A 21,048-nucleotide genomic window follows, 5' to 3' on the forward strand; every position below is an offset into this window, starting at 1 on the left:
AATAATTGGGCATTGACGCTGCCGACATGACGAATGCCTAAACCATATAATACCCGCGACCAAGGTTGATTTTTACTACTGGCGATCGCACTCACCAATTTTTCCGCTGACTTTTTCCCCATCCGTTCTAATGCACAAAACTTGTCTTCTGTCAATTCATATAAATCAGCAACGGAATGCACCACATTTTTATCAACGAGTTGATGCACCAGTTTTTCCCCCAGACCGCGAATATCCAGCGCATCGCGACTTACCCAATGTTCTATTGCTCCCTTGAGGATAGCTGCACAAGAAGCATTAACACAACGAGTCACAGCTTCACCCATTTCCCGCACTACAGGTTGGTTGCATACTGGACAATGGGTAGGCATAACAAACGGTTTAGTGTCGTCGGGACGAAGTTCTTTGAGTACCCTCAGCACTTCGGGGATAATTTCTCCAGCTTTGCGGATAATGACAGTATCGCCGATGCGGATGTCTAATTGGGCAATGCGATCGCTATTATGTAAAGTAGCGCGTGATACAGTCGTCCCCGCTAGTTGCACTGGTCGCATTTCTGCCAAAGGTGTTAATGCGCCGGTTCTGCCAACATTCACCGCAATATTTTCCACACGGGTAGGTGCTTCTTCGGCTGCGTATTTGAGTGCCACAGCCCAGCGGGGAAACTTTTGCGTAAATCCCAACTCTTCTTGCAGCTGAAAAGAATTCAGCTTGACCACCACCCCATCAGTCATGTAAACTAAGTTCAGCCGTTCTGTATCCCAATGTTGATAATATTCAGCAACTTCGGCATAAGTTGCACACAGACGCTTGTTTGGGTTGACACGAAAGCCCATTTTTTGCAACAATTCCAAAGCTTCCCATTGAGTGTTAGCAACACTTGCGTCATCTTTTGAAGCTGGAATGTGCAGCGTGTAAGCAAAAAAATCTAACTGCCGTTGCCAGACAATGCGAGAGTCTAATTGCCGCAATGTACCAGCTGTAGCGTTGCGGGGATTGGCAAATAACTGTTCACCGGATGCAAGTCTTTGGGAGTTAATTTGCTTAAATACATCCATTGGTAAAAACGTCTCACCACGAACTTCCACCCGTTCTGGTAAAGACGTTTCATGAAACGTCTCTACATTCAAGCGTAACGGAATTGAGCGAATTGTTCGCACATTTTGGGTAATATCTTCACCAGTTACACCATCACCTCTAGTGACTCCTCTGACTAAAACGCCATTTTCGTAAGTCAGAGCCAAAGCATTACCATCAATTTTCAGTTCGCAGATATATTCTACCGCATCTATGTTTGGTGCTTGACGTCGCCAACGATTATCCCAAGCTTGCAGTTCATCAACGTCAAAGGCATTCTCCAAACTGTATAGGGGAATGTTGTGCCGCACCGAGGTAAATTGTGTTGCGGGCTTTTCACCGACACGCTGAGTGGGACTATCTGGGGTGACGATTTCTGGGTAGTCAGTTTCCAGTTGTTGCAATTCTCGATATAGGCGATCGTAAACTGCATCCTCCATTATGGGAGAATCGAGGACGTAATAGGCATAGCTAGCTTGTTGTAGTAATTGCCGCAGTTCTTGAACTCGCTGTTTAACCTTCAACGTCAATGATTCCACGGAGTCGCTCTCCACTTAAAAAATCCAAATTTTTATATTCGTTTTACTTTTAGGATAGCCTCGTAAGTTCGTAGTGAGCGGTTTACCGCTCAGATCAAAGATTTTAACGGCTTAAGCCGTTACTACATTTAAACTTCTAACTATTTAAGGGAATTTTAATCACAAATTCTGTACCATTCCCCACAGATGAAATACATTGTAATGTTCCGCCGTGCTTCTCGGTGATAATTTGGTTGCTAATAGAAAGTCCTAATCCACTACCTTTACCTTCTGGTTTAGTTGTGAAGAAAGGTTGAAATATCTGGCTTTGCAGTGATTCAGATATCCCGATTCCGTTGTCGTAAATTTGAATTGTTACTTGCTGTTTATCGATGGTGGTGCAAATGCGAATTAGTCCAATGCGAGAAGCCGTAGAAAACGTGTCTATGTCTTTTATTGGTTCCTCAATTGCATCAATCGCATTCGAGAGTAAATTCATAAATACTTGATTGAGTTGTACCGGGTAGCATTTGATTTTGGGCAAATTGCCATATTCTTTAATTACATTAATACTGGGACGTTTGGGTAAAGCTTTCAAGCGGTGCTGCAAAATCATTAAACTAGTTTCTAGTCCTTCATGAATATCAACAGATTTTTTCTGTTCTCCATCCACCCGTGAAAAATTTCGCAGCGATTGCATGATTCCTTGAATGCGTTCAGTACCAAGTTTCATTGAAGAAATAACTTTGGGCAAATCTTGCAGTACGTGATCTAAATCCATTGCCTTAATGTTATCTTCAATTTCGTACCCAGGTGTGGGAAACTTTTTTTGGTAGAGCTTCACTAAGCTAATTAAATCTTGGATGTAGTTGGAAGCGTAATATAAGTTAGTATAAATAAAGCCGACGGGATTGTTAACTTCATGAGCTACCCCGGTAACTAACTGCCCTAAAAAGGAAATTTTTTCACTTTGGACTAACTGTAATTGAGCTTTTTTGAGTTCTTCTAAAGCTTGAGAAAGTTCAGCAGTGCGTTCTTTAACTCTTTGTTCTAATTGCTGTTTTTGTTCGTCTAATTCTAAATTGAGTTGTCGCAATTTTAAGTGTAGTTTAATTCTGGCTAAAACTTCTTTTTGATTAAATGGCTTCGTAATGTAATCTACGGCTCCTAAACTTAGCCCTTTAACTTTTTCTACGGAATCAGAAAGAGCAGTTATAAAAATAATCGGAATTTCTTGAGTAGACGGATTTGCTTGCAATCTCCGACACGTTTCAAAACCATCTATTCCCGGCATCATTACATCTAACAATATCAAATCAGGTGGATTGTTTTTTACTTGCTCAATTCCACTGTTTCCGTCCATTTCAACTATAACTTCATAGCCAGCATTTTCTAAAGTAGCGTGAAGAACTTGTAAATTTGTTGGGCTATCATCAATAACTAATATTGTTTCCAGATTATTCAGAGTGTTGTTTGTACTGTCAGTTAATAAGTCTTTTTTTTGGTTGTGTAAATTAATCATTTTAATTTTTAATCTAGTTGTTTATTTGGATATTAATTTATATAGTTTTGGAGAAACTGACGTATTTTATTGATGTTAAAAGTTTTGACAAGTTGATTTAAATGGTTAACAAAAGGTTTATAGTCTTGATCCATTTTGGAAATTTTTTCCAATTCTTTTTGAATTCCTTTGATTTGTCCTTTCTTTGCATATTCTATGAGCTTTGCCAAATCGTCAACTGGTGGGACAATGATTTCACCTGTTGTTTCTGGTTTAGGGGATACTCCGGGAGAAAGTGGCTGACGCGATCGCACTTTTTCTTTTTGCGCTTCTGCATAAATCCAATTCAGTTTTAAATGGTTTGACAAAAGACGATAAATTTCAGCTGATTGCACCGGTTTTGCCAAAAAATCATCACCTACTGCTACTTTCTCTTTTTGTCGGTTTATCTCAAAAATACCAGCAGAATAAATAATAAATATAGTATCTTTAAAAAAATTATTTATTCGCAGTTGCCGAAGCATTTCCCACCCATCCATTATCGGCATTTCTAAGTCAGAGATAATCAAATCTGGATAATAAATATTTGCTTTCTCTAAGCCTTCTTCACCGTTGGCAGCTTCAATTATAGTAAAACTCAAGGGTTCTAAAAGATTGACAATTACTGAGCGATTTTCCCAACTATCATCGACAATCATAATTTTTCTTCTGGAACCAGAGTAACCAGTGATTCTCCCGCCACTTGTGATAGTATTACTTTCTGTCCAATTATCAGGTATTAAAAATTCTATTTCAAACTCAAATACACTACCTACACCAAACTTGCTTTTTACTTGAATGGAACTACCCATAAGTTCGACGATTTTCTGGCTTATAGCTAGTCCTAATCCTGTGCCTTCTGTTTGATGTGCGCTATTTCCTACCTGCTCAAAGGGTAAGAATATCTTCTCTATTTGTGTAGGACTCATGCCAACTCCTGTATCTTGAATTTTAAATCTAATTTTGGTAATTGGGAATGGGTAATTGGGAGTGGGGAGTGGGGAGTGGGGAGTGGGTAATGGTGAATTGGGAGTTGGGAATTCTTCTTTTCTATTACCTATTACCCATTGCCTATTTTCTATTACCTCTACTTGAAAAGTTACTGCTCCATTGTCGGTAAATTTAATAGCGTTACCAAGTAAATTAATCAGAACTTGTCGCAGTCGCTTGTCGTCACCAGTCACACCTGTTGGTAAATTTGCCGCAGGTTGGTAAATAAAATCGATGTTTTTTTCTTCAGCTTGAAAGCGACAAATTTCTACAACTCCTTGTAGCAAAGAGGGTAGATAGAAATCTGTCGGTCGCAGTTCCATTTGGTGAGCTTCTATTTTGGAGATGTCTAAAATATCATTTATTAATGTTAATAAATTTAAGCCACATGAGTGAATAATGCCGATGCCATGTTTTTCTTCTTCTGTTAGGGTTTTGGAGTTTTCTAGAATCTGAGCGTAGCCTAAAATGCCGTTAAGTGGTGTTCTTAGTTCGTGGCTCATATTTGCGAGAAATTCGCTCTTGGCATTATTGGCAATATCAACTGCTATTTTGGCTTCTTTTTGCTCTAATAAAAGGGTTGTTATCTGGTGAATCAGTTGATTGAGAGAAGCTGTTAATAATCCTACTTCGTCAGTTTTGATCGTAGGTTTTTCTACATTTAATTCTTTGGTTGCTTTTTGAGCAACATCAGTTAATGCTTTGATAGGATAAGCGATCGCCTGACTTATATACATCATAAAATAAGTAGCGATCGCTATCGATATAATAATACCTAGAAAAATAATTACTCTTCGTATAACTTCTGCCTGAGCAAAAGCAATTTCGGCTTCCTCCTCTTTCTTCTCGGCAGTTTCTATTAGAACTGCTAGTTCCTTGAAAAATTCTTTTTTCTTCACACTTGTATTGCTATCAGTCAACTCCACTAACAATTTATTTGCCGCAAAAACATCTTCCTGCTTTATATTTGCCTGGTCAATTTTATCCAACGTAACTTGTAAATATTGGGCGAATTTATCAAATGTGCCGTTATACTTGACAAGCAGTGGTTTCAGCGATGTAATCGAAGAAGTTGACGCCGAGGAATTGAGAGAAAACAGCAATATCTTAACTTGAGCAATACGCTGAATCGCGGTTATTTTTGCTTGATGAAACTCTTTCGGTTTTCGCAGATAAGGAGCAAACTCTTTAACTGGTTCAAATTCTAAACCAGCCGAGCGCAAGTTATACAAAAGCTTACGCTCTTTGCGAATACTCATCCTCTGCTTGTTAGCTGCCTGCTGGTAATAATTACCGATAGTTAAGCTGCTAAGAGTGGAAGCAACGACAATGGTAAGCGCGATCGCATACCCAATGCTAATCTTATTGCTGATACTCAAGCTACTAATTACCTGACGCATCCCAGGCAAAAAGTTAAATAAAGCGACTTGCTTTCTTTGATCGGAATCGATAATCTGACGATCGCTCTCGAGTTGAGTCATTGATTTTGGGAGATCGCATGTATGTATATAATCAACAGCGGATGCAATAAGTGCATTTTTTGAGGATGTTAACTATATAGTTCCCAAAGGTCAGTTAAGAATTGACATTAGGTGAAGTTCTTAAACTGGTAAATTAAATGAGTAGCAGCAAGTGCCAAATTAACCCGCAACAGATTAAGTTATGGCAATTGCGATCGCTAACTCTGTCCCTTCTCCCAAGACTGACTCACAACTCAAAAAGCCTCAATGCGTTAAAAATGCGGGTATTTCCTGATGTCTCTACCAGCAAACTACCTGCATGTTGGATTGAGTTGCACTACTAAGACCAATCCTATGGTCATTTTAATTTACAGCCTTTGACTGCCTCTATCATTGGACGTAATTATCTTAGCCATGATATGACGCACTACCAACAACAACCATGTCCCCTATGCCTCGCAGTTATTATACTGGACTTCGGCGATGGTCAAAATCACCCAACATCCAGTAATTGCCGCTCAAGCACCAGATTTGGGACGAAATTAAACTTCAGTAGATCGAATGCGATTTACTTAATTTATGATTATATAGCGTTTTTTAGTCTGCTGAGGTACAAACATTGGCATTTATCTGCGGTTAATTCAATATTCTGTACCTGATGAATGTGGGAATCGCTATATCACTAATTAAATACACAAAAATATTCTATTAATTTGACAAAATTGTGATAACGTTTGAGCGCTATGTCAAAATTTGCTTACTTAATATGTCGATGAAAACAAGACTTTTTTTATCTATTTTTGTGTTAGCGATCGCCTTATTATCTAGCTGTAAAGATTTGCAAGGCAATTCAACAGTTGAAGCTGAAAAAACTTGCCTTGGTGACGATGCCAAATTCAGCTTGGAATTCTTCAAAACTAATAATCAAGGTGAGAAAGACTCAAAAGGTATCAATCATCTAATTATTTTTAATCCTAAATCTGAAGACTTAGATTTTAAAGTTAATGTTGGTTTAGCTCATAATCTTTATGCCAAAGATGATCGAGGTAAATTGCTCAAAAAATATATCCCTACACAGTTTCATGAAATCATCGCTAACGAAAATGCCAAATTAAACGGAAAAACACCGATTGCAGCAATTAATGCTGACTATATAGAAACTGATAATAAACCACAAGGTTTGAATATTTCTCGTGGAATAGAGTATTCCGGAATCTTTAAAAATAAGCGATCTTCTTTTGGAATCTCAGGAGGTGAACCGAAAAACCGAACGGCTACAATCCAAACTGGAAGAAGGAAAAATGATATTCTGAATTACAATTTAGTCGGTGGTAATGGCAGATTTTATCGTCAAGGGCAGTTTAAAGATATTTGCCAAGATTTAGGAGAATTTGCTTGCAAACAAGTGACAAATCGTTCTTTAGTAGCTACAACTAATAAAGGTTATGTAATTCTGCTGGTTAATGATTCAAAAGCTAATTCAGATATTAGTTTGTCTCAAGTTAATCAAGAATTGCTTCCAGAGAATTTTGATGATGTTCTTGAGGGAATTGCCAAAAATAATTGTTTAGGTAAAATTCAAGAAGGAATGTTATTTGATGGGGGAATGTCTCCAGGTTTGTATTACAATAACAAAATATATGTAGAAAATGGAGGACCTATTGGTTCAGTATTTTTAATATATAAAAAATAAAGCGATCGCCTAGTTTATCTGCATGACTTTTGCCTTCTATATCATCAACCCAGTAAGGTAGAATCAGCATTGGGCACGTTCAATAACAGTGAAAATTTCGCGCAAAGACGCTAAGAAATAACTTGGCATCTTTGCTGAAATTATAGCACGTAAACCCTAATTTATCTTCTATTTTTAACTTTCAATTGCTGACAAAATATGGACACTAGTGCTATGAACAATGTAAACAAAACCATCCTCATTTGCAAAAAGCTGATATAAATCCCGCAAACCAGCGACGAGTTGCTGCTGCATTGGTCCAGAACGAGGAACAGAAGAATAACTCATAGAACGACCAATCAATCCAGTTAAATCTAACTCTTGTCGATAAACAAAAATGTATTCGCGGAGGTTAACAAAATGCGGACTGACTAACAGTGGATCGACAAATTTCATCCGCTCGTCTACTCGCTCCACATTGGATGCTGCGCGTACTATTCGTGTATATTCAGCCGTGAAAGTATCTTCGCGATCGCGGTGATTCCAGACTACAGCCAACCGTCCCGATGGCTTTAAAATCCGCCAAAATTCCCACAAAGTTGGCTCTGGGTTAAACCAATGAAAAGCTTGAAAACTAGTTACTAAATCAACCGATGCATCAGCTAAGTTAGTAACTTCTGCTGTTCCATCTCGATATTCAACTAATGGATGTGGTTCAGATGCTTCTCTCATCGCTGCATTTGGTTCAACAGCAATGACGCTAACTCCTTTTTTACCTAACAACCGGGAGGAGATACCAGTACCCGCACCAATATCTGCCGCCAAAAGTTGCGTCGGTGGTGCTAACCCTTCTAAGATAATATCAATTGCTGCGGCTGGGTAGCTTGGTCGATAGTTTACATAATCCGCTGCTCTGTCAGAGAATCGGGTTAGTGGATTGAGGGTATGTAGGGGTGTTGTTTCCGGGTTAGTTTGGCTCATTGGTGTGGAATGAAAAAAATCTTAGTAATCTTATTAAGGTAAGTTAATTACCCATACTAATAAATATTTTCCAGAGTTTTACGGGAATTATAAAGTTACTTCTCCCGAAAATAGCTGCCACGGATAAATCCAATGCAAAAATGCATAAAAAAACAGGAGAGGTTAAAAGAAAACTGGTTCTGTGGCATTTACACAACTCAATTGGTTGTGAAGTAACTTTATACATTCTTCTTGACAATGCAGTTGAACCCCAGAAACACTCATCCTGCGAAGAAAACTAAATCGATACCTCTGCGCTTGATTCTGATCGTTCCCTTTGTGCTGCAAATCTTTGCAGCTGTGGGGTTGGTGGGATATCTTTCCTTTAAAAATGGGCAACAAGCAGTTAATGACCTTGCGAATCAGTTAATAGACAAAGCTAGCCAGCAAGTTGACGAACATTTAGCTATTTACCTAGCGTTGCCACATCAACTCAACCAAATAAATGTGGATGCGATCGCTTCCGGACAATTAAATGTTAATGATACAGCAGCGAGTCAGCGGTATTTTTGGCGACAAGCTAAAGCCTTCAAAAATCTTACCTATATCGGCTATAGCGGGAACGACGGCAGAGAAGTAGGAGCTGGACGTTGGATTAACGGGCACGATCTAGCAGTTTACGAAAATTTACCTGGAAAGGGTCGAGCTTCAGATTACACTGCCTCGGAAACAGGACACGCAGCCAAGCTAGTGCAAACTTATGATTATGACCCATTGTCAGAGCTTTGGTTCAAACAAAGCGTTGCAGCTGGTAAGCCAATTTGGACTAGCATCAATACTGAGGGGTACAGCAATATAGAAGTTACCGAAACTGGTAAGGCGATCGCGCCGAAAAATAATGTTAATAACTTAGAATATTATGTCATTGTCTCTGCCGCATCTCCATTGTATGACAAAAACCACAAGCTCCTTGGTGCTATCTGTATTGACTTACTGCTAGCTAATATTAGTAAGTTTCTTGGCAATATTAAGGTTAGTCCTAAAGGGCAAGTTTTCATCATGGAGCGTGATGGAATGCTTGTAGGTAGTTCAAGTACTTATCCCATCTTGCACAAAGTCAACGATCAAGCAAAACGATTCAGTGTCTTTAACACTCCCGATCCACTGATTCGCAGTGTTTCTAATGACTTACAAAAAAGGTTCAAAAATTTCCAATTTATCCGAGACAATCAAGAATTTAACATCATCTTTAATGGTGAACGTCAGTTTATACAAGTTACACCGTGGCAAGATGAGTATGGTTTAGACTGGCTCGTGGTTGTGACAGTGCCGGAATCCGATTTTATGGCACAAATTAACGCCAATACTAGCACAACCATCTTATTGTGTTTGGCGGCATTGGCAGTTGCAACTCTATTAGGTATCTATACAGCAAGCTGGATTACTAATCCAATTCTCCGCTTGAGTGAAGCATCGGAGGCAATTGCTATTGGAAAACTCAATCAAACTGTAGAAGAAACTAACGTCAACGAACTAAATGTTCTGGCTCGCTCTTTTAACCGAATGGCACAGCAATTGCGAGATTCATTCGCAGCTTTAGAGAAAACAAATCAACAATTAGAACAGGCAAACGAAGTTTTAGAAGTTCGTGTTACTCAAAGGACAGAAGAACTTTCGCAAACACTCCACGAATTACAGCAAGCACAAGCTCAGTTAGTGCATAATGAAAAAATGTCAGCGTTGGGACAAATGGTTGCCGGAATCGCACACGAAATTAACAACCCAGTTAATTTTATTCACGGCAATATATTTTATGTCAATGAGTATACACAAGACTTATTACAACTACTCAAAGCGTATAAACAACATTATCCAAACCCATCGCAATCACTCCAGAAATTACTTAAAAAAATTGATGTTAACTTTCTTTGTGATGACTTAATAAAAATTCTCCAGTCAATGAATGTTGGTACAACTCGCATTCAGGAAATTGTTTTATCACTGCGAAGTTTTTCGCGTTTAGATGAAGCTGAATTAAAAAAAGCGGATATTCACGAAGGCATCGACAATACATTAATGATTTTACAGCATCGTTTCCAGGCAAATAACAATCAACAAGAAATTCAAGTTATTAAAGAATACGGTCAATTACCTTTAGTTGAATGCTATGCAGGTCAGTTAAATCAGGTATTTATGAACTTAATTGCAAATGCCATTGATGCACTAGAAGAAACTAGGAATACACCCACAATTTCGATTAATACCCAGTTAACAGATGAAAACAAAGTATTAATCTCGATTCGTGATAATGGCGTAGGTATTCCGGAAAACATTCGTTCTAAATTATTTAATCCTTTCTTTACTACTAAAGCTGTAGGCAAAGGAACTGGTTTAGGATTATCTATTAGCTATCAAATTGTCGAAAAGCATCGCGGGAAACTGTGGTGTGATTCAATACTAGGTCAAGGCACAAAATTTGTGATTGAGATACCGCTAAAGCCAAGTTTTTCTGAGAACTTATAAGAGTGCGTAGACCCAGAGAGGCTTGTCCCAAGACATAGCTGAAGTTAAAAAAAGCTATATCATAGTAATTAACGTAACTATTAAAAATAACAACTGGATCGAAAAATGGAAAAATTACTTAACATCCATATTGAAAAATTACCCGTTATGTGTTTATTTAGCAACATCAGATGAGCTTCAAGGTTTAGTCGCTCAAGGACGGACGGTTGCTGAAACTTTAGAAATTGCCCGTGATGTAGCGCGTAAGTTATTGGAAGCACAATCTCAAGATCAAGAATTAGATTACTTGCAACCAATAGCCGAACAGTTTAACTATCTTTTAGTTGTAGGTCAGTAGTCAATTCATGGGACGTTTAGCTGGGTTTAGCTACAGACAAATTATCAAAATTATTAAATCCTTTGGCTTTGTTTTTTATCGTCAAGCCGCCGGAAGTCATGAAATGTGGTTTAATCCTGAAACTAATCCAGGACTTACGCAAAATTCTCTCTCTTCCTCATTCCTCTGTGAACTCTGCGTCCTCTGCGGTTCGTTTTTCCATGACTTTGCGTAAGTTCTATGAAAATTAAGAGCGCCAAGCAAGATATAAAAATGGGAAAATTCTTCCTCCTCTACAAAAAAACAGCTGCCTCCCGCAGGAGACAGCCGTCAAAAATAGGGGGGCTTATAAAATCTTAATAATCAAAATCTCCACCACCCATACCGCCACCAGCAGGGGCAGCATCCTTAGACTCAGGCTTGTCAACAACGATACATTCGGTTGTCAACACCATCCCAGCGATAGAAGCAGCGTTTTGCAGAGCAGAACGAGTCACTTTCGCGGGGTCAACAATACCAGCTTCAAACAAATCTACAAACTCGTTAGTCGCAGCATTGTAGCCAACATTGAATTCCTTCTCTTTCACACGTTCAGCAATTACCGCACCATTCTGACCGGCGTTTTCAGCAATCCGCTTCAGAGGAGCAGGCAATGCACGAGCGACAATCAAAGCACCAATTAACTCTTCATCCTTCAAGTTGCCTTTTGCCCATTCTTCGAGCTGAGGTGCCAAGTGAGCGAGAGTTGTACCACCACCAGGAACGATACCTTCTTCCACAGCAGCTTTGGTAGCGTTGATCGCGTCTTCTAAGCGCAGCTTCTTGTCCTTCATTTCGGTTTCGGTTGCTGCACCGACTTTCACCACAGCGACACCACCAGCAAGTTTAGCAAGACGCTCTTGCAGCTTTTCTTTGTCGTAAGAAGATTCGGTTTCATCCATCTGACGACGGATTTGTTCAACACGCGCCTTCACAGCAACGTCGTTACCTTCAGCAACAATTGTGGTGCTGTCTTTGGTGATGGTGATGCGGCGAGCTTTGCCTAGCATATCTAGCTTGGTGTTGTCAAGCTTTAAACCAGCATCTTCGGTGATTAGTTGACCACCAGTGAGAACGGCGATATCTTCAAGCATCGCTTTGCGGCGATCGCCAAATCCCGGAGCCTTGACAGCAGCAACGTTCAAAACGCCGCGCAGTCTATTGACAACCAAAGTTGCCAAAGCTTCTTTTTCAATATCTTCGGCGATAATCACCAAAGGACGACCAGCACGAGCAACTTGCTCTAACACTGGTACGAGGTCTTGTACCAAAGCGATTTTCTTGTCTGTGAGCAAGATGTAAGGCTCATCAAACACCGCTTCCATCCGCTCAGGATCGGTAGCGAAGTAAGGAGAGATGTAGCCTTTGTCAAAGCGCATCCCTTCGGTAATTTCTAATTCGGTGGTCATAGATTTCCCTTCTTCTAGGGAAATTACGCCTTCTTTGCCTACTCTGTCCATTGCTTGGGCAATCATCTGACCGACTTCTTCGTCGTTACCAGCAGAAATTGCCGCAACTTGAGCGATCGCTTTAGAATCTCCTACAGGACGAGCTTGCTCGGCAATGCTCTTGACCAAAAAGCCTGTAGCTTTGTCAATACCGCGCTTGAGGGAAATCGCATTTGCACCAGCAGCAACGTTCCGCAAGCCTTCTTTGACCATTGCGTGAGCTAGCACGGTTGCTGTTGTTGTACCGTCACCAGCAGCATCGTTGGTTTTAGAAGCGGCTTGACGAATCAAAGCAACGCCAGTATTTTCAACATGGTCTTCTAATTCGATTTCTTTGGCGATCGTCACACCATCATTGACAATTTGTGGTGCGCCAAATTTCTTCTCTAGCACCACGTTACGACCCTTGGGACCAAGGGTAACAGCCACAGCTTCAGCCAGGATGTCCATGCCTCGTTCGAGGGCGCGACGGGCGTTTTCGTTATAGATAATGCGCTTTGCCATAATTGCCTACGTTCAACCTGCTATTTGTAAATTTGTAAATTGTTAGTTGATGGTTGATGGTTGTTCTACTATCCACCATCCACTAACCACCATCCACTAACTAACTACCGCTAAAATGTCTTTTTCTGAAAGCAGGACATACTCGTCAGTGCCGAGTTTGATGTCAGTACCGGCGTACTTGGAGTACAGTACCTTGTCACCGACTTTTACATCTAACGCTTGACGACCACCGTCGTCTTTAATCTTGCCATCACCCACAGCTACCACTTCCCCTACTTGGGGCTTTTCTTTGGCTGTGTCGGGCAAATACAGACCACCTGCGGTCTTTTCTTCAGATGCGCTTACTTTTACAAAAACGCGATCGCCTAAAGGTTTTACAGTAGAAACGCTTAAAGATACAGCTGCCATACAAATTTTTCGCCTCAGGTTAGCACTCTCGACTCCTGAGTGCTAATGTAGCTAACTGCGGTATGCAATGGCAATAAATTGACTTGTACGGGTTCCCGAACTAAGCAACCAAAGTTATACTTAAGTACAAATACTCAATTATTTTTGTTTGCCGGGTTTTGTTTTGTAAGTTACGAATATTTTTATATAGTCAAATTTATTTGCTTGGGTTGAAAAATTGATATAGAACAGTAATCAGGGAGCCGCTTAATCAGTAACAATACAGTGATCCAGTCTTGGTGTGAAAATCCCAAAAACCACTTATGTTCAAGGGCAATAAACCTGAAGAAATTGTGTAAAAACTTGAGAACTTCCATTCCTCCGAGGCACATATTTTTATATGCGCTGACCAGATAGTTCCAAAAAGCTACACAAAACAAGCTAATCTGGAATCTTGGGAACATTTGCTTCTTCGATTGTAAAAGCTCAAACTTGACCAGCCGCAAGACAAATATCCCACTTGCATTTCTAGGATCAAAACCAACTGCTTGCGAGTTTGTTGTTCTAGACCGATAATGGTGGTTTACCCGGATGGTGTCTGGTATCGCCTCCGTTACCCCGGAAGTCCCGGAAAGCGGCTTAATCAAGAACACTTGATAGGCATTATGGTGGTGGAAGAATATGCATTTTTGACCCAACATGTGCTTTGAAACTTCCTTTGTTTATGAGTGAACATCCACTGGATATGAAACAGCAGTCAGCAGAATTAAAGCGCTTGGTTGGTTTTTAGATAGGCTGATCGAACCTCCAATACCTACGTGTGAACGCAAAAGATTATTATTTAATCAGTGTTTTTCACCAGCCACGTACAAAGCGATCTATAATAGCGCATTATAGTAACTACTGCTCTACGTATCCTTACTGGAGTTTTGCCATTGAATGACTAATATCACAAAAGTGAAAATCGCTTTTGTGACATCGCTTAAGCAAAGGCAAGTTAAGTGGGAAAAAAAGGACAACATCTCAATAATCCACCATAGAGGATAACTAATCAAGACCTTGATGGACCCAAGCGCGACAAGTGCCACTGCTATGAAAGAGCCCAGCATGAAAGATCACAAACGACTTCTACTGATTGATGATGACCCTAACCTCATCTTGCTGGTGAAGGACTACTTGGAATTCCGGGGATATGAAGTCATCACTGGGGAAAATGGTCGGGAAGCTCTGGAAATTTTAGAGCAGGATATCCCTGACATGATCATCTGCGACGTGATGATGCCGGAAATGGACGGATATACTTTTGTTGAACAAGTCCGGCAAAACGAACGCACCAGCTGGATTCCCGTTCTTTTCCTTTCTGCGAAAGGTCAAAGTGCCGACAGAGTTAAAGGATTAAATAAAGGTGCTGACGTCTACATGGTCAAGCCTTTTGAACCCGAAGAACTCGTTGCCCAAGTTGAATCTTCGCTCAAACAAACTATCCGCTGGAAAGAACACCAAGCAAAAGGAGGAGAAAACGGCTCCCGCATCCAGGTTCCCTTCGATGTCCAGCTAACTCCAACCGAACTGAAAGTAGTTCAGTTTGTTGCTAGGGGTTTAGCTAACCGGGAAATCGCTGAAGAACTAAACGTCAGTCAGCGCACCGTTGAAAGCCACGTTTCCAATATGTTGGGCAAAACCAATTTGCACAACCGTACTGAATTAGCGCGGTGGGCAATTGAAAATCAAATGGCGTAAAAACCCATTTGAAATTTGAGAAGAATCTGAGGGGAGGAAATCTCCACTCAGAACTTCGCTCATAGTGCGATCGCACTAAGAGCAAATTTCAATTCAAAATCGATATTATCAGCCATTTTCTTTGGAAATGGCTTTTTGCCTAATTTGTGAGACAACTTCAATATTTTGATTAGCGACGCACTCTCTGCGCTGCTGTCTGTTCTTCCGGAAGTGCCAATTGCTTCAAGTCAGGCAACAGGGTGGGATAAAATTCAGCTTGCACACTACCGTCAACCTCCTCATACCCTTCCAGAAATTAGTTCCCCATATCATACTATTTGCATTAATATTGGCGGCTCAGTCTTATTAGAGCATGTGGTGGATGGGCATATAAAGACAATCCATTCAGAAACGGGTGATATTGGTTTATATCCAGCTAACTTCAAGCAAAGCGTTCGGTGGGATAGAGAAACCGAATTTTTGCAAATTTATCTGGAACCAACACGAACGATCGCTGTTAGTTACGAATCTTTTGGATGCGATCGCATCGAGATACCACCACAACTGACGTTTTCTGACCCATTAATTTATCATATCGGGTTGGCGCTCTTGACGGCATTGAAAACAGATGGTATCCAAAGCCGTCTTTATGCTGAATCTATGGCTAATGCATTGGCGGTTCATTTAGTGTCTCGCTACTCGACACGAGAACGCGCCATTCCGGATTTTGTCCTCGGAGGCATCCCGCGAAATTTTCAGCAGGTTATTGACTATATTAACGACAATCTAGAGCATAATTTGAGCTTGACTGAACTGGCAAATGTAGTTAAACTAAGCTCTTATCATTTTGCCCATTTATTCAAACAAACCACCGGAGTTTCACCGCATCAATATCATATTCGGTGTCGAATTCAGCGTGCCAAGGAATTGCTTCTAACAAAAAATATGACGATCGCACAAGTTGCTCATGCTGTAGGTTTTGCTAGTCAGGGACATCTCAACTATCATTTTAAGCGCTTAGTTGGGATCACCCCAAAGGCATTTTTGCGGCAATAGCAAGAACTTGAAAAATAAACGCAAGAACTTTGAAGACAGCAGTTTGTTTTACTGGGGATACTGAATTAAGAATTCTGATTCAGTTAAAAGGAGATTTTCATGTCTACATTAAGCGAACAAAATAAAGCGATCGCTCTCCGCTTTGCTAAAGAAGCATGGGGAAATGTTGCTTTGTGGGATCAAGTTTGGGATGAATTGGTGGCTTCCGATATGATGTGGTACTTTTGCGGTTGGTCTGAGCCGATTCGTGGAAGCAAAGCTAAGGAATTTTACGCCGATTTGTACCAAAGTTTCCCAGATATCGAACTTGTGAGTGTGGAGAATGCGATCGCCCAAAATGATAAAGTTGCCTTTCGCTCAACCATAAAAGGCACACATCAAGGTGAATTTATGGGAATTCCCCCAACCGGAAAATCGATAAATGCAAGCGATCTCAATCTCTTTCGTATATCTGAAGGTAAAATTGTCGAATGGTGGTACGAATTGAATTTGCTAGAAGTGATGAAGCAAATCGGCGTAATATCTGACTCATAAATAGAAACCGGGCTTCTGTGAGAAATTGCGTTCACGGAGTGACTCTGTAAGAGTATCGCATTCATCTTACTCGAAGAAAAGCGCATCCAGATTACGATACCCACTGATAACCCGCACAACTTCAATCCCCCGTTCTATTAGGCGATAGAAAATCAGGTAATCATCAACGGGAAAGCTTCGCAACGAGGGGGAAAGTTCATCACGTCTACGTCCCATACTAGGAAAATTTGCCAAAGTCTGACACTTTTGATTGATTTTTTTGAGTAAGCGCTCTGCTTCATCAAAACTACTGTTGTCAGCAACAAAGTCGATAATGCTCTCAATATCTCGACTAGCTGGAACAGTAAAACTGCAAATATTGCTCATTAACCCGCCTGCTGACGACGCTGTTGTAGCTTCTGTTCCAGTTCGCGGAAAACCGTCTCGCCATCAACAACCTCGCCCTGTTCTGAGGCTTTAATACCAATTATAATTTCTCGTTGCAACTCATCAAATCGACCCTTATAAATGCGTTCCTGTTCCTCTAAAAGCTTGATCCCCGCAATAATCAATTCGTCAGATGAAGCATACCTACCGCTTTCAAGTTGACTTTGGATAAACTGTTCAAGCTCAGGAGTTAATGAGACATTCATCAGCGCTTACCATCTGTATTGCTGTTCTTACTTATTGTAGGAGCGGCTTATTTTTTCCATTATCGCTCATTGTAGGTTGGGTTAAGCAACAGCGCAACCCAAGCAATCTCACAAAATATGCTACTTTGTCAGATTTTTAGGGAAATCTAGTAGTAGAACCTTAAATATTTATTCAATTTATACCTCTATTTAGGTATAAATAAAAGTCGATGCAATGAGCTATTGTATCAATCCCCATTGTCTAACACCTGTTGACCCAGCGAATGCGAACAATTGCATTTGTCATAACTGTGGGTCAGAGATACTGCTGCAAGGTCGTGATCGGGTACTCAAACAACTAGGTAAAGGAGGCTTTGGCGAGACTTTTGAAGTTGATGATTGTGGCACAACTAAAGTTTTAAAAGTGCCGACTAGTCTAAACTCCAGTAAATGATTGTCACTATTTTTATGATCATTCCTTATAGGTATTGACATAAGTATAGACTTATAGGTTTTTATTAAAAAAATTATATAAAGAATTTTCCGAAATCGATAAGCACAACGTCGTAGTAATCAAAAGACTTGTCACTAATAAAATTTTGTAAAAAAACTAGGCTCAAAATTATTTCAATCGTAGAATAGGCAAAGCTTTTACATCAATTAAGCCCTTGTGTTTTTGTAGCTTGCTTTGAGGCACTTTTCCCAAATTTAACATATTTGACTTATCTATCCACAAAGGCTTTGGACACTTTTTCTGCCAGAAAGTTCTAAAATCCCACTAATTACTCGGTAAAGAAAACTATGTTTAGCCTTGAAAGAGCCAAAATACTTGCAAATATATGCTGTGCAACTTACGAATCTAAACCTATTTCAAGTGACTATGCCCAATCACTACGTGATAATGACTTAATTAAGTTTACTGACTATAATGTTCCTGTAAAAGTATTATTGGGATTTATAGACGAGGAATTAATTATTGCATTTGAAGGGACAGTTTTAGCAAATATCAATCAAGAGACTGATATTTTCTTAAATATGGTAATTTGTATGTTCTGTAATTTTCTCCCTGTATTACGTCTTCCTCAAAAAAGTTTAAATTCTTTGATAGATGAGCAGCAAATAAAGGAAATTTATGGAGGAGAAATTCATCTTGGTTTTGCATTACTGATGGAAGAAATATTGCCTAAAATTCAATCTGAAATAAAACAATTAAAACCGAAGACAATATGTTTAACAGGACATAGTTTAGGTGGTGCATTAGCCACGTTAGCAGCATATAGATTAAGAAAGCAGGGTTTTTCTATTCCTATTAGCATTTATACTTTTGGCGCACCACGTGTAGGAGATAGTGCGTTTGCATCTAAATATGAAGATTCTAAAGTGCTACATTTTAGGATAGAGAATCAAAATGATATTGTACCTCATCTACCACCTAATTCTCAGACTCAATCAAAAATTCCAATTTTAAATATACTCAATCGGTTACAAAATTTGGATTTACCAATTTTAGATAAGCTATCTAATTTACCAATCCCAAATCTTGATTATCCGCCAGTAGGTATTCTCAAATTTATCAATTGGGATAAAAAAATTGTTGAAGATTCAGATAGTTTGAGACAAAAAAGATTATCTCGCTTTCATAAAAGTCTTTTTAAAATACATAATTCTAAAATTTTATTAGATCACGATATAAAATCATATTTTCAAGAGTTAAATCACTGTAGCATCGAACAAAGAAAGGAGATATTTATGCAAGATTCCGAATTGGAAAAAATTGTTTACAACGTCATGGTTATTGGTAAAACGGGGGTTGGTAAAAGCGCATTGATCAATTATCTTTATGACCAAAATATTGCTAATACTGGTGTAGGTAAACCAGTAACGATAAAGTTTGATAAATATAATTTTACTTGGAAAGGTATTCCCATCAATATTTATGATTCTTGGGGTTTAGAAGTTGATAAAGCTCCAGAGTGGCGGAAAACGCTTGATGATGAATTAAAAGAGCATGGAACCGACCGTCCAGTTAGTGAATGGTTTCATACAATATTCTATTGTATTAATGCACAGAGTTCAAGGATAGAACCTTTCGAGTTTGAAATTATCCAAGATTTAATCACAGATAAATATCGTGTAATAGTTGTGTTAACTAAAGCAGAGTCAATGTCTCCAGATGATCTGAGTATATTAAGCAACTGTATACGAAAAGAAGTTTTATCAGAAATTCCAATAATCGAAGTATGTAGCATCATAAAAGAAACGCGCACTGGTAAAACTAAGACTTTTGGCAGAAATGAGTTACAAAAACAAACATTGCGAGGGTTCTGGAATGGTATTACAGTTCGCTTACCAGACAGATGTGAATCTGTACTACATAAAGAAGTTGATAAGTGGTGTGGAGAACAAAAAAAAATATTAGATTTAACAAAAGGAGATCGCTGGTACATGCTTCATAAATCAAAAATAATGGGGGAAATCAAGAACAATTATAATGAATTTTTTAATAAGTTAAGAGATACCCGTTATAAAATTGTTGTAGGAGAAGTTAAAAAAATAGTAAATTATTATAAACAATTAGCAACAATACTAGAATATCCTCCACCAGAAGATTTGCCTGTATTCACATTAGAGAATGAAGAATTAATAAAAAAGAATTTATTCCAAAAAATTGCATCCTGGTTAGAAGAAGCTCAACAAGCACACTTTCAAGCAATTGGAAAATTTATTCATGCTCTTTTACCTGATACACGACCTGAATTACAATCACGAATAGACGAGATTTGTGAACAATTAAAAGCTGAAATATCAAAGCAAAAACCAGAAATTTCAAACATTATAAAAAATATTAGAAAAGACACACCTTAAGCGGAAAATCTTCTGGCTGGACTCCCGAATAACCACGAAACCGTAGAATTCGCTATCCTATGGGAGCATCCCAATTTTGCAAGAAGACAAGAGAAATCTGCATACCGAATTTCAAACCGATGCTGATGAAGATATCCCCTTTAGGATGTTAGATTATCGGGTTAGGGTTTATCGCCGCTTTCCTAACAAAGAAATGCGTCAAATAGTAATCTATTTGAGAAAAACAAGTTCAGAATTAGTCAGTGAAAACAGTTTTAAATTAAACAACACTTACCACCAGTTTGAAGTAATACGTCTGTGGGAACAACCGACAGACAGATTTATGAGTATTCCAGGTTTGTTACCCTTTGCCGTGCTAAGTCAGACAAACGATCCTACAATGGTATTAACCCAAGTCGCGATCGCAGTTGAAGCAATTAGCGATCGCCAGGTACAAAGAAATATAGCTGCTGCCAGTGGCATTCTAGCAGGTCTGGTGTTAAATAAAAATGTAATTAGCAAGATTTTCAGGAGTGAGATTATGCGCGAATCAGTCATTTATCAACAAATCCTAGAAGAAGGCAAAGCCGAAGGCGAAGCCGAAACAACAAGAAAGATGGCTTTAAATCTGCTGCGAATTGGAATGAGTTTAGAGCAAATTGCCCAAGTTACTGAATTATCTCTTGAGCAAATTCAAGTTTTACAAGAAGAGATTCAAAAATCTTAATTTGAACTAATCGCTTCATAAAATATGCGGCTATACAAGCAAAACCCGCATTCGCGGGTTTCAAAGTTTTTATTAGTCCGTGCAGACGGACTTGGTTTGTGTAGACGCGATTTATAATTGCCT

General features: G+C 39.2%; 18 protein-coding genes. 10 read left to right on the forward strand and 8 right to left on the reverse strand.

Annotated elements, in window-relative coordinates; all coding sequences use genetic code 11:
* From ligA to OGM63_RS04245, 3 genes are all read right to left on the reverse strand, one after another.
* Nucleotides 1–1,616 (reverse strand): NAD-dependent DNA ligase LigA (gene ligA, locus OGM63_RS04235; protein ID WP_263744254.1); only part of this gene is annotated, 1,616 nt, incomplete at its 3' end.
* Nucleotides 1,617–1,752: 136 nt separating this feature from the next.
* The gene (locus tag OGM63_RS04240) at nucleotides 1,753–3,117 is read right to left on the reverse strand and encodes a hybrid sensor histidine kinase/response regulator (RefSeq protein ID WP_263744255.1); all 1,365 of its coding nucleotides are present in this window, start codon (nucleotides 3,115–3,117) and stop codon (nucleotides 1,753–1,755) included.
* Nucleotides 3,118–3,149: 32 nt separating this feature from the next.
* Nucleotides 3,150–5,606, reverse strand: coding sequence for an ATP-binding protein (locus OGM63_RS04245; RefSeq protein ID WP_263744256.1), 2,457 nt, complete (start codon nucleotides 5,604–5,606; stop codon nucleotides 3,150–3,152).
* 137 nt (nucleotides 5,607–5,743) lie between these two features.
* On the opposite strand from OGM63_RS04245, the gene OGM63_RS04250 reads away from it, so the two are divergent.
* Both OGM63_RS04250 and OGM63_RS04255 read left to right on the forward strand, forming a co-directional pair.
* Nucleotides 5,744–5,929: a hypothetical protein gene (locus OGM63_RS04250; RefSeq protein WP_263744257.1), complete on the forward strand. Its 186-nt coding sequence runs from the start codon at nucleotides 5,744–5,746 to the stop codon at nucleotides 5,927–5,929.
* Between the two features lie 428 nt (nucleotides 5,930–6,357).
* Nucleotides 6,358–7,278, forward strand: coding sequence for a phosphodiester glycosidase family protein (locus OGM63_RS04255; RefSeq protein WP_263744258.1), 921 nt, complete (start codon nucleotides 6,358–6,360; stop codon nucleotides 7,276–7,278).
* 174 nt (nucleotides 7,279–7,452) lie between these two features.
* Here OGM63_RS04255 and OGM63_RS04260 read toward each other — a convergent pair whose 3' ends face one another.
* On the reverse strand, nucleotides 7,453–8,238 hold the full coding sequence (locus OGM63_RS04260) for a class I SAM-dependent methyltransferase (RefSeq protein ID WP_263744259.1): 786 nt from the start codon (nucleotides 8,236–8,238) through the stop codon (nucleotides 7,453–7,455).
* Between the two features lie 243 nt (nucleotides 8,239–8,481).
* On the opposite strand from OGM63_RS04260, the gene OGM63_RS04265 reads away from it, so the two are divergent.
* Both OGM63_RS04265 and OGM63_RS04270 read left to right on the forward strand, forming a co-directional pair.
* Nucleotides 8,482–10,740 carry an ATP-binding protein gene (locus OGM63_RS04265; protein ID WP_263744260.1) on the forward strand — a complete coding sequence of 753 codons (2,259 nt, stop codon included), beginning with the start codon at nucleotides 8,482–8,484 and terminating at the stop codon, nucleotides 10,738–10,740.
* A 130-nt stretch (nucleotides 10,741–10,870) separates the two neighbouring features.
* The gene (locus tag OGM63_RS04270) at nucleotides 10,871–11,077 is read left to right on the forward strand and encodes a type II toxin-antitoxin system HicB family antitoxin (RefSeq protein ID WP_263744261.1); all 207 of its coding nucleotides are present in this window, start codon (nucleotides 10,871–10,873) and stop codon (nucleotides 11,075–11,077) included.
* Between the two features lie 335 nt (nucleotides 11,078–11,412).
* On the opposite strand, the gene groL is transcribed toward OGM63_RS04270, so the two are convergent.
* Both groL and groES read right to left on the reverse strand, forming a co-directional pair.
* A complete protein-coding gene (groL, locus tag OGM63_RS04275) occupies nucleotides 11,413–13,047 on the reverse strand; it encodes a chaperonin GroEL (protein WP_263744262.1) in 1,635 nt (544 codons plus the stop codon).
* A 96-nt stretch (nucleotides 13,048–13,143) separates the two neighbouring features.
* Entirely contained in the window at nucleotides 13,144–13,455 is a 312-nt protein-coding gene (gene groES / locus OGM63_RS04280; protein ID WP_263744263.1) for a co-chaperone GroES, read from the reverse strand.
* Nucleotides 13,456–14,526: 1,071 nt separating this feature from the next.
* On the opposite strand from groES, the gene OGM63_RS04285 reads away from it, so the two are divergent.
* The 3 genes from OGM63_RS04285 to OGM63_RS04295 all read left to right on the forward strand — a co-directional run bounded on the left by OGM63_RS04285 (nucleotide 14,527) and on the right by OGM63_RS04295 (nucleotide 16,743).
* Nucleotides 14,527–15,174: a response regulator transcription factor gene (locus OGM63_RS04285; RefSeq protein ID WP_263744264.1), complete on the forward strand. Its 648-nt coding sequence runs from the start codon at nucleotides 14,527–14,529 to the stop codon at nucleotides 15,172–15,174.
* A 165-nt stretch (nucleotides 15,175–15,339) separates the two neighbouring features.
* Nucleotides 15,340–16,209: a helix-turn-helix domain-containing protein gene (locus OGM63_RS04290; RefSeq protein WP_263744265.1), complete on the forward strand. Its 870-nt coding sequence runs from the start codon at nucleotides 15,340–15,342 to the stop codon at nucleotides 16,207–16,209.
* A gap of 99 nt (nucleotides 16,210–16,308) precedes the next feature.
* Nucleotides 16,309–16,743, forward strand: a complete 435-nt coding sequence (locus OGM63_RS04295; protein WP_263744266.1) for an ester cyclase — start codon at nucleotides 16,309–16,311, stop codon at nucleotides 16,741–16,743.
* A gap of 66 nt (nucleotides 16,744–16,809) precedes the next feature.
* Here OGM63_RS04295 and OGM63_RS04300 read toward each other — a convergent pair whose 3' ends face one another.
* Both OGM63_RS04300 and OGM63_RS04305 read right to left on the reverse strand, forming a co-directional pair.
* Nucleotides 16,810–17,109, reverse strand: a complete 300-nt coding sequence (locus tag OGM63_RS04300; protein ID WP_263744267.1) for a type II toxin-antitoxin system RelE/ParE family toxin — start codon at nucleotides 17,107–17,109, stop codon at nucleotides 16,810–16,812.
* On the reverse strand, nucleotides 17,109–17,375 hold the full coding sequence (locus tag OGM63_RS04305; protein ID WP_263744268.1) for a type II toxin-antitoxin system ParD family antitoxin: 267 nt from the start codon (nucleotides 17,373–17,375) through the stop codon (nucleotides 17,109–17,111). Before OGM63_RS04305 ends, OGM63_RS04300 begins: the two co-directional genes overlap by 1 nt.
* 214 nt (nucleotides 17,376–17,589) lie before the next feature.
* Here OGM63_RS04305 and OGM63_RS04310 point away from each other — a divergent pair, with 214 nt between their 5' ends.
* The 3 genes from OGM63_RS04310 to OGM63_RS04320 all read left to right on the forward strand — a co-directional run bounded on the left by OGM63_RS04310 (nucleotide 17,590) and on the right by OGM63_RS04320 (nucleotide 20,925).
* Nucleotides 17,590–17,808 carry a hypothetical protein gene (locus OGM63_RS04310; RefSeq protein ID WP_263744269.1) on the forward strand — a complete coding sequence of 73 codons (219 nt, stop codon included), beginning with the start codon at nucleotides 17,590–17,592 and terminating at the stop codon, nucleotides 17,806–17,808.
* A 347-nt stretch (nucleotides 17,809–18,155) separates the two neighbouring features.
* Nucleotides 18,156–20,219, forward strand: coding sequence for a lipase family protein (locus tag OGM63_RS04315; protein WP_263744270.1), 2,064 nt, complete (start codon nucleotides 18,156–18,158; stop codon nucleotides 20,217–20,219).
* 76 nt (nucleotides 20,220–20,295) lie between these two features.
* Nucleotides 20,296–20,925: an Rpn family recombination-promoting nuclease/putative transposase gene (locus OGM63_RS04320; RefSeq protein ID WP_263744271.1), complete on the forward strand. Its 630-nt coding sequence runs from the start codon at nucleotides 20,296–20,298 to the stop codon at nucleotides 20,923–20,925.
* Nucleotides 20,926–21,048 lie beyond the last annotated feature (123 nt).

Origin of the sequence: Plectonema radiosum NIES-515, assembly GCF_025753815.1 — a bacterium.
GTDB classification, from domain to species: domain Bacteria; phylum Cyanobacteriota; class Cyanobacteriia; order Cyanobacteriales; family Nostocaceae; genus Hassallia; species Hassallia radiosum_A.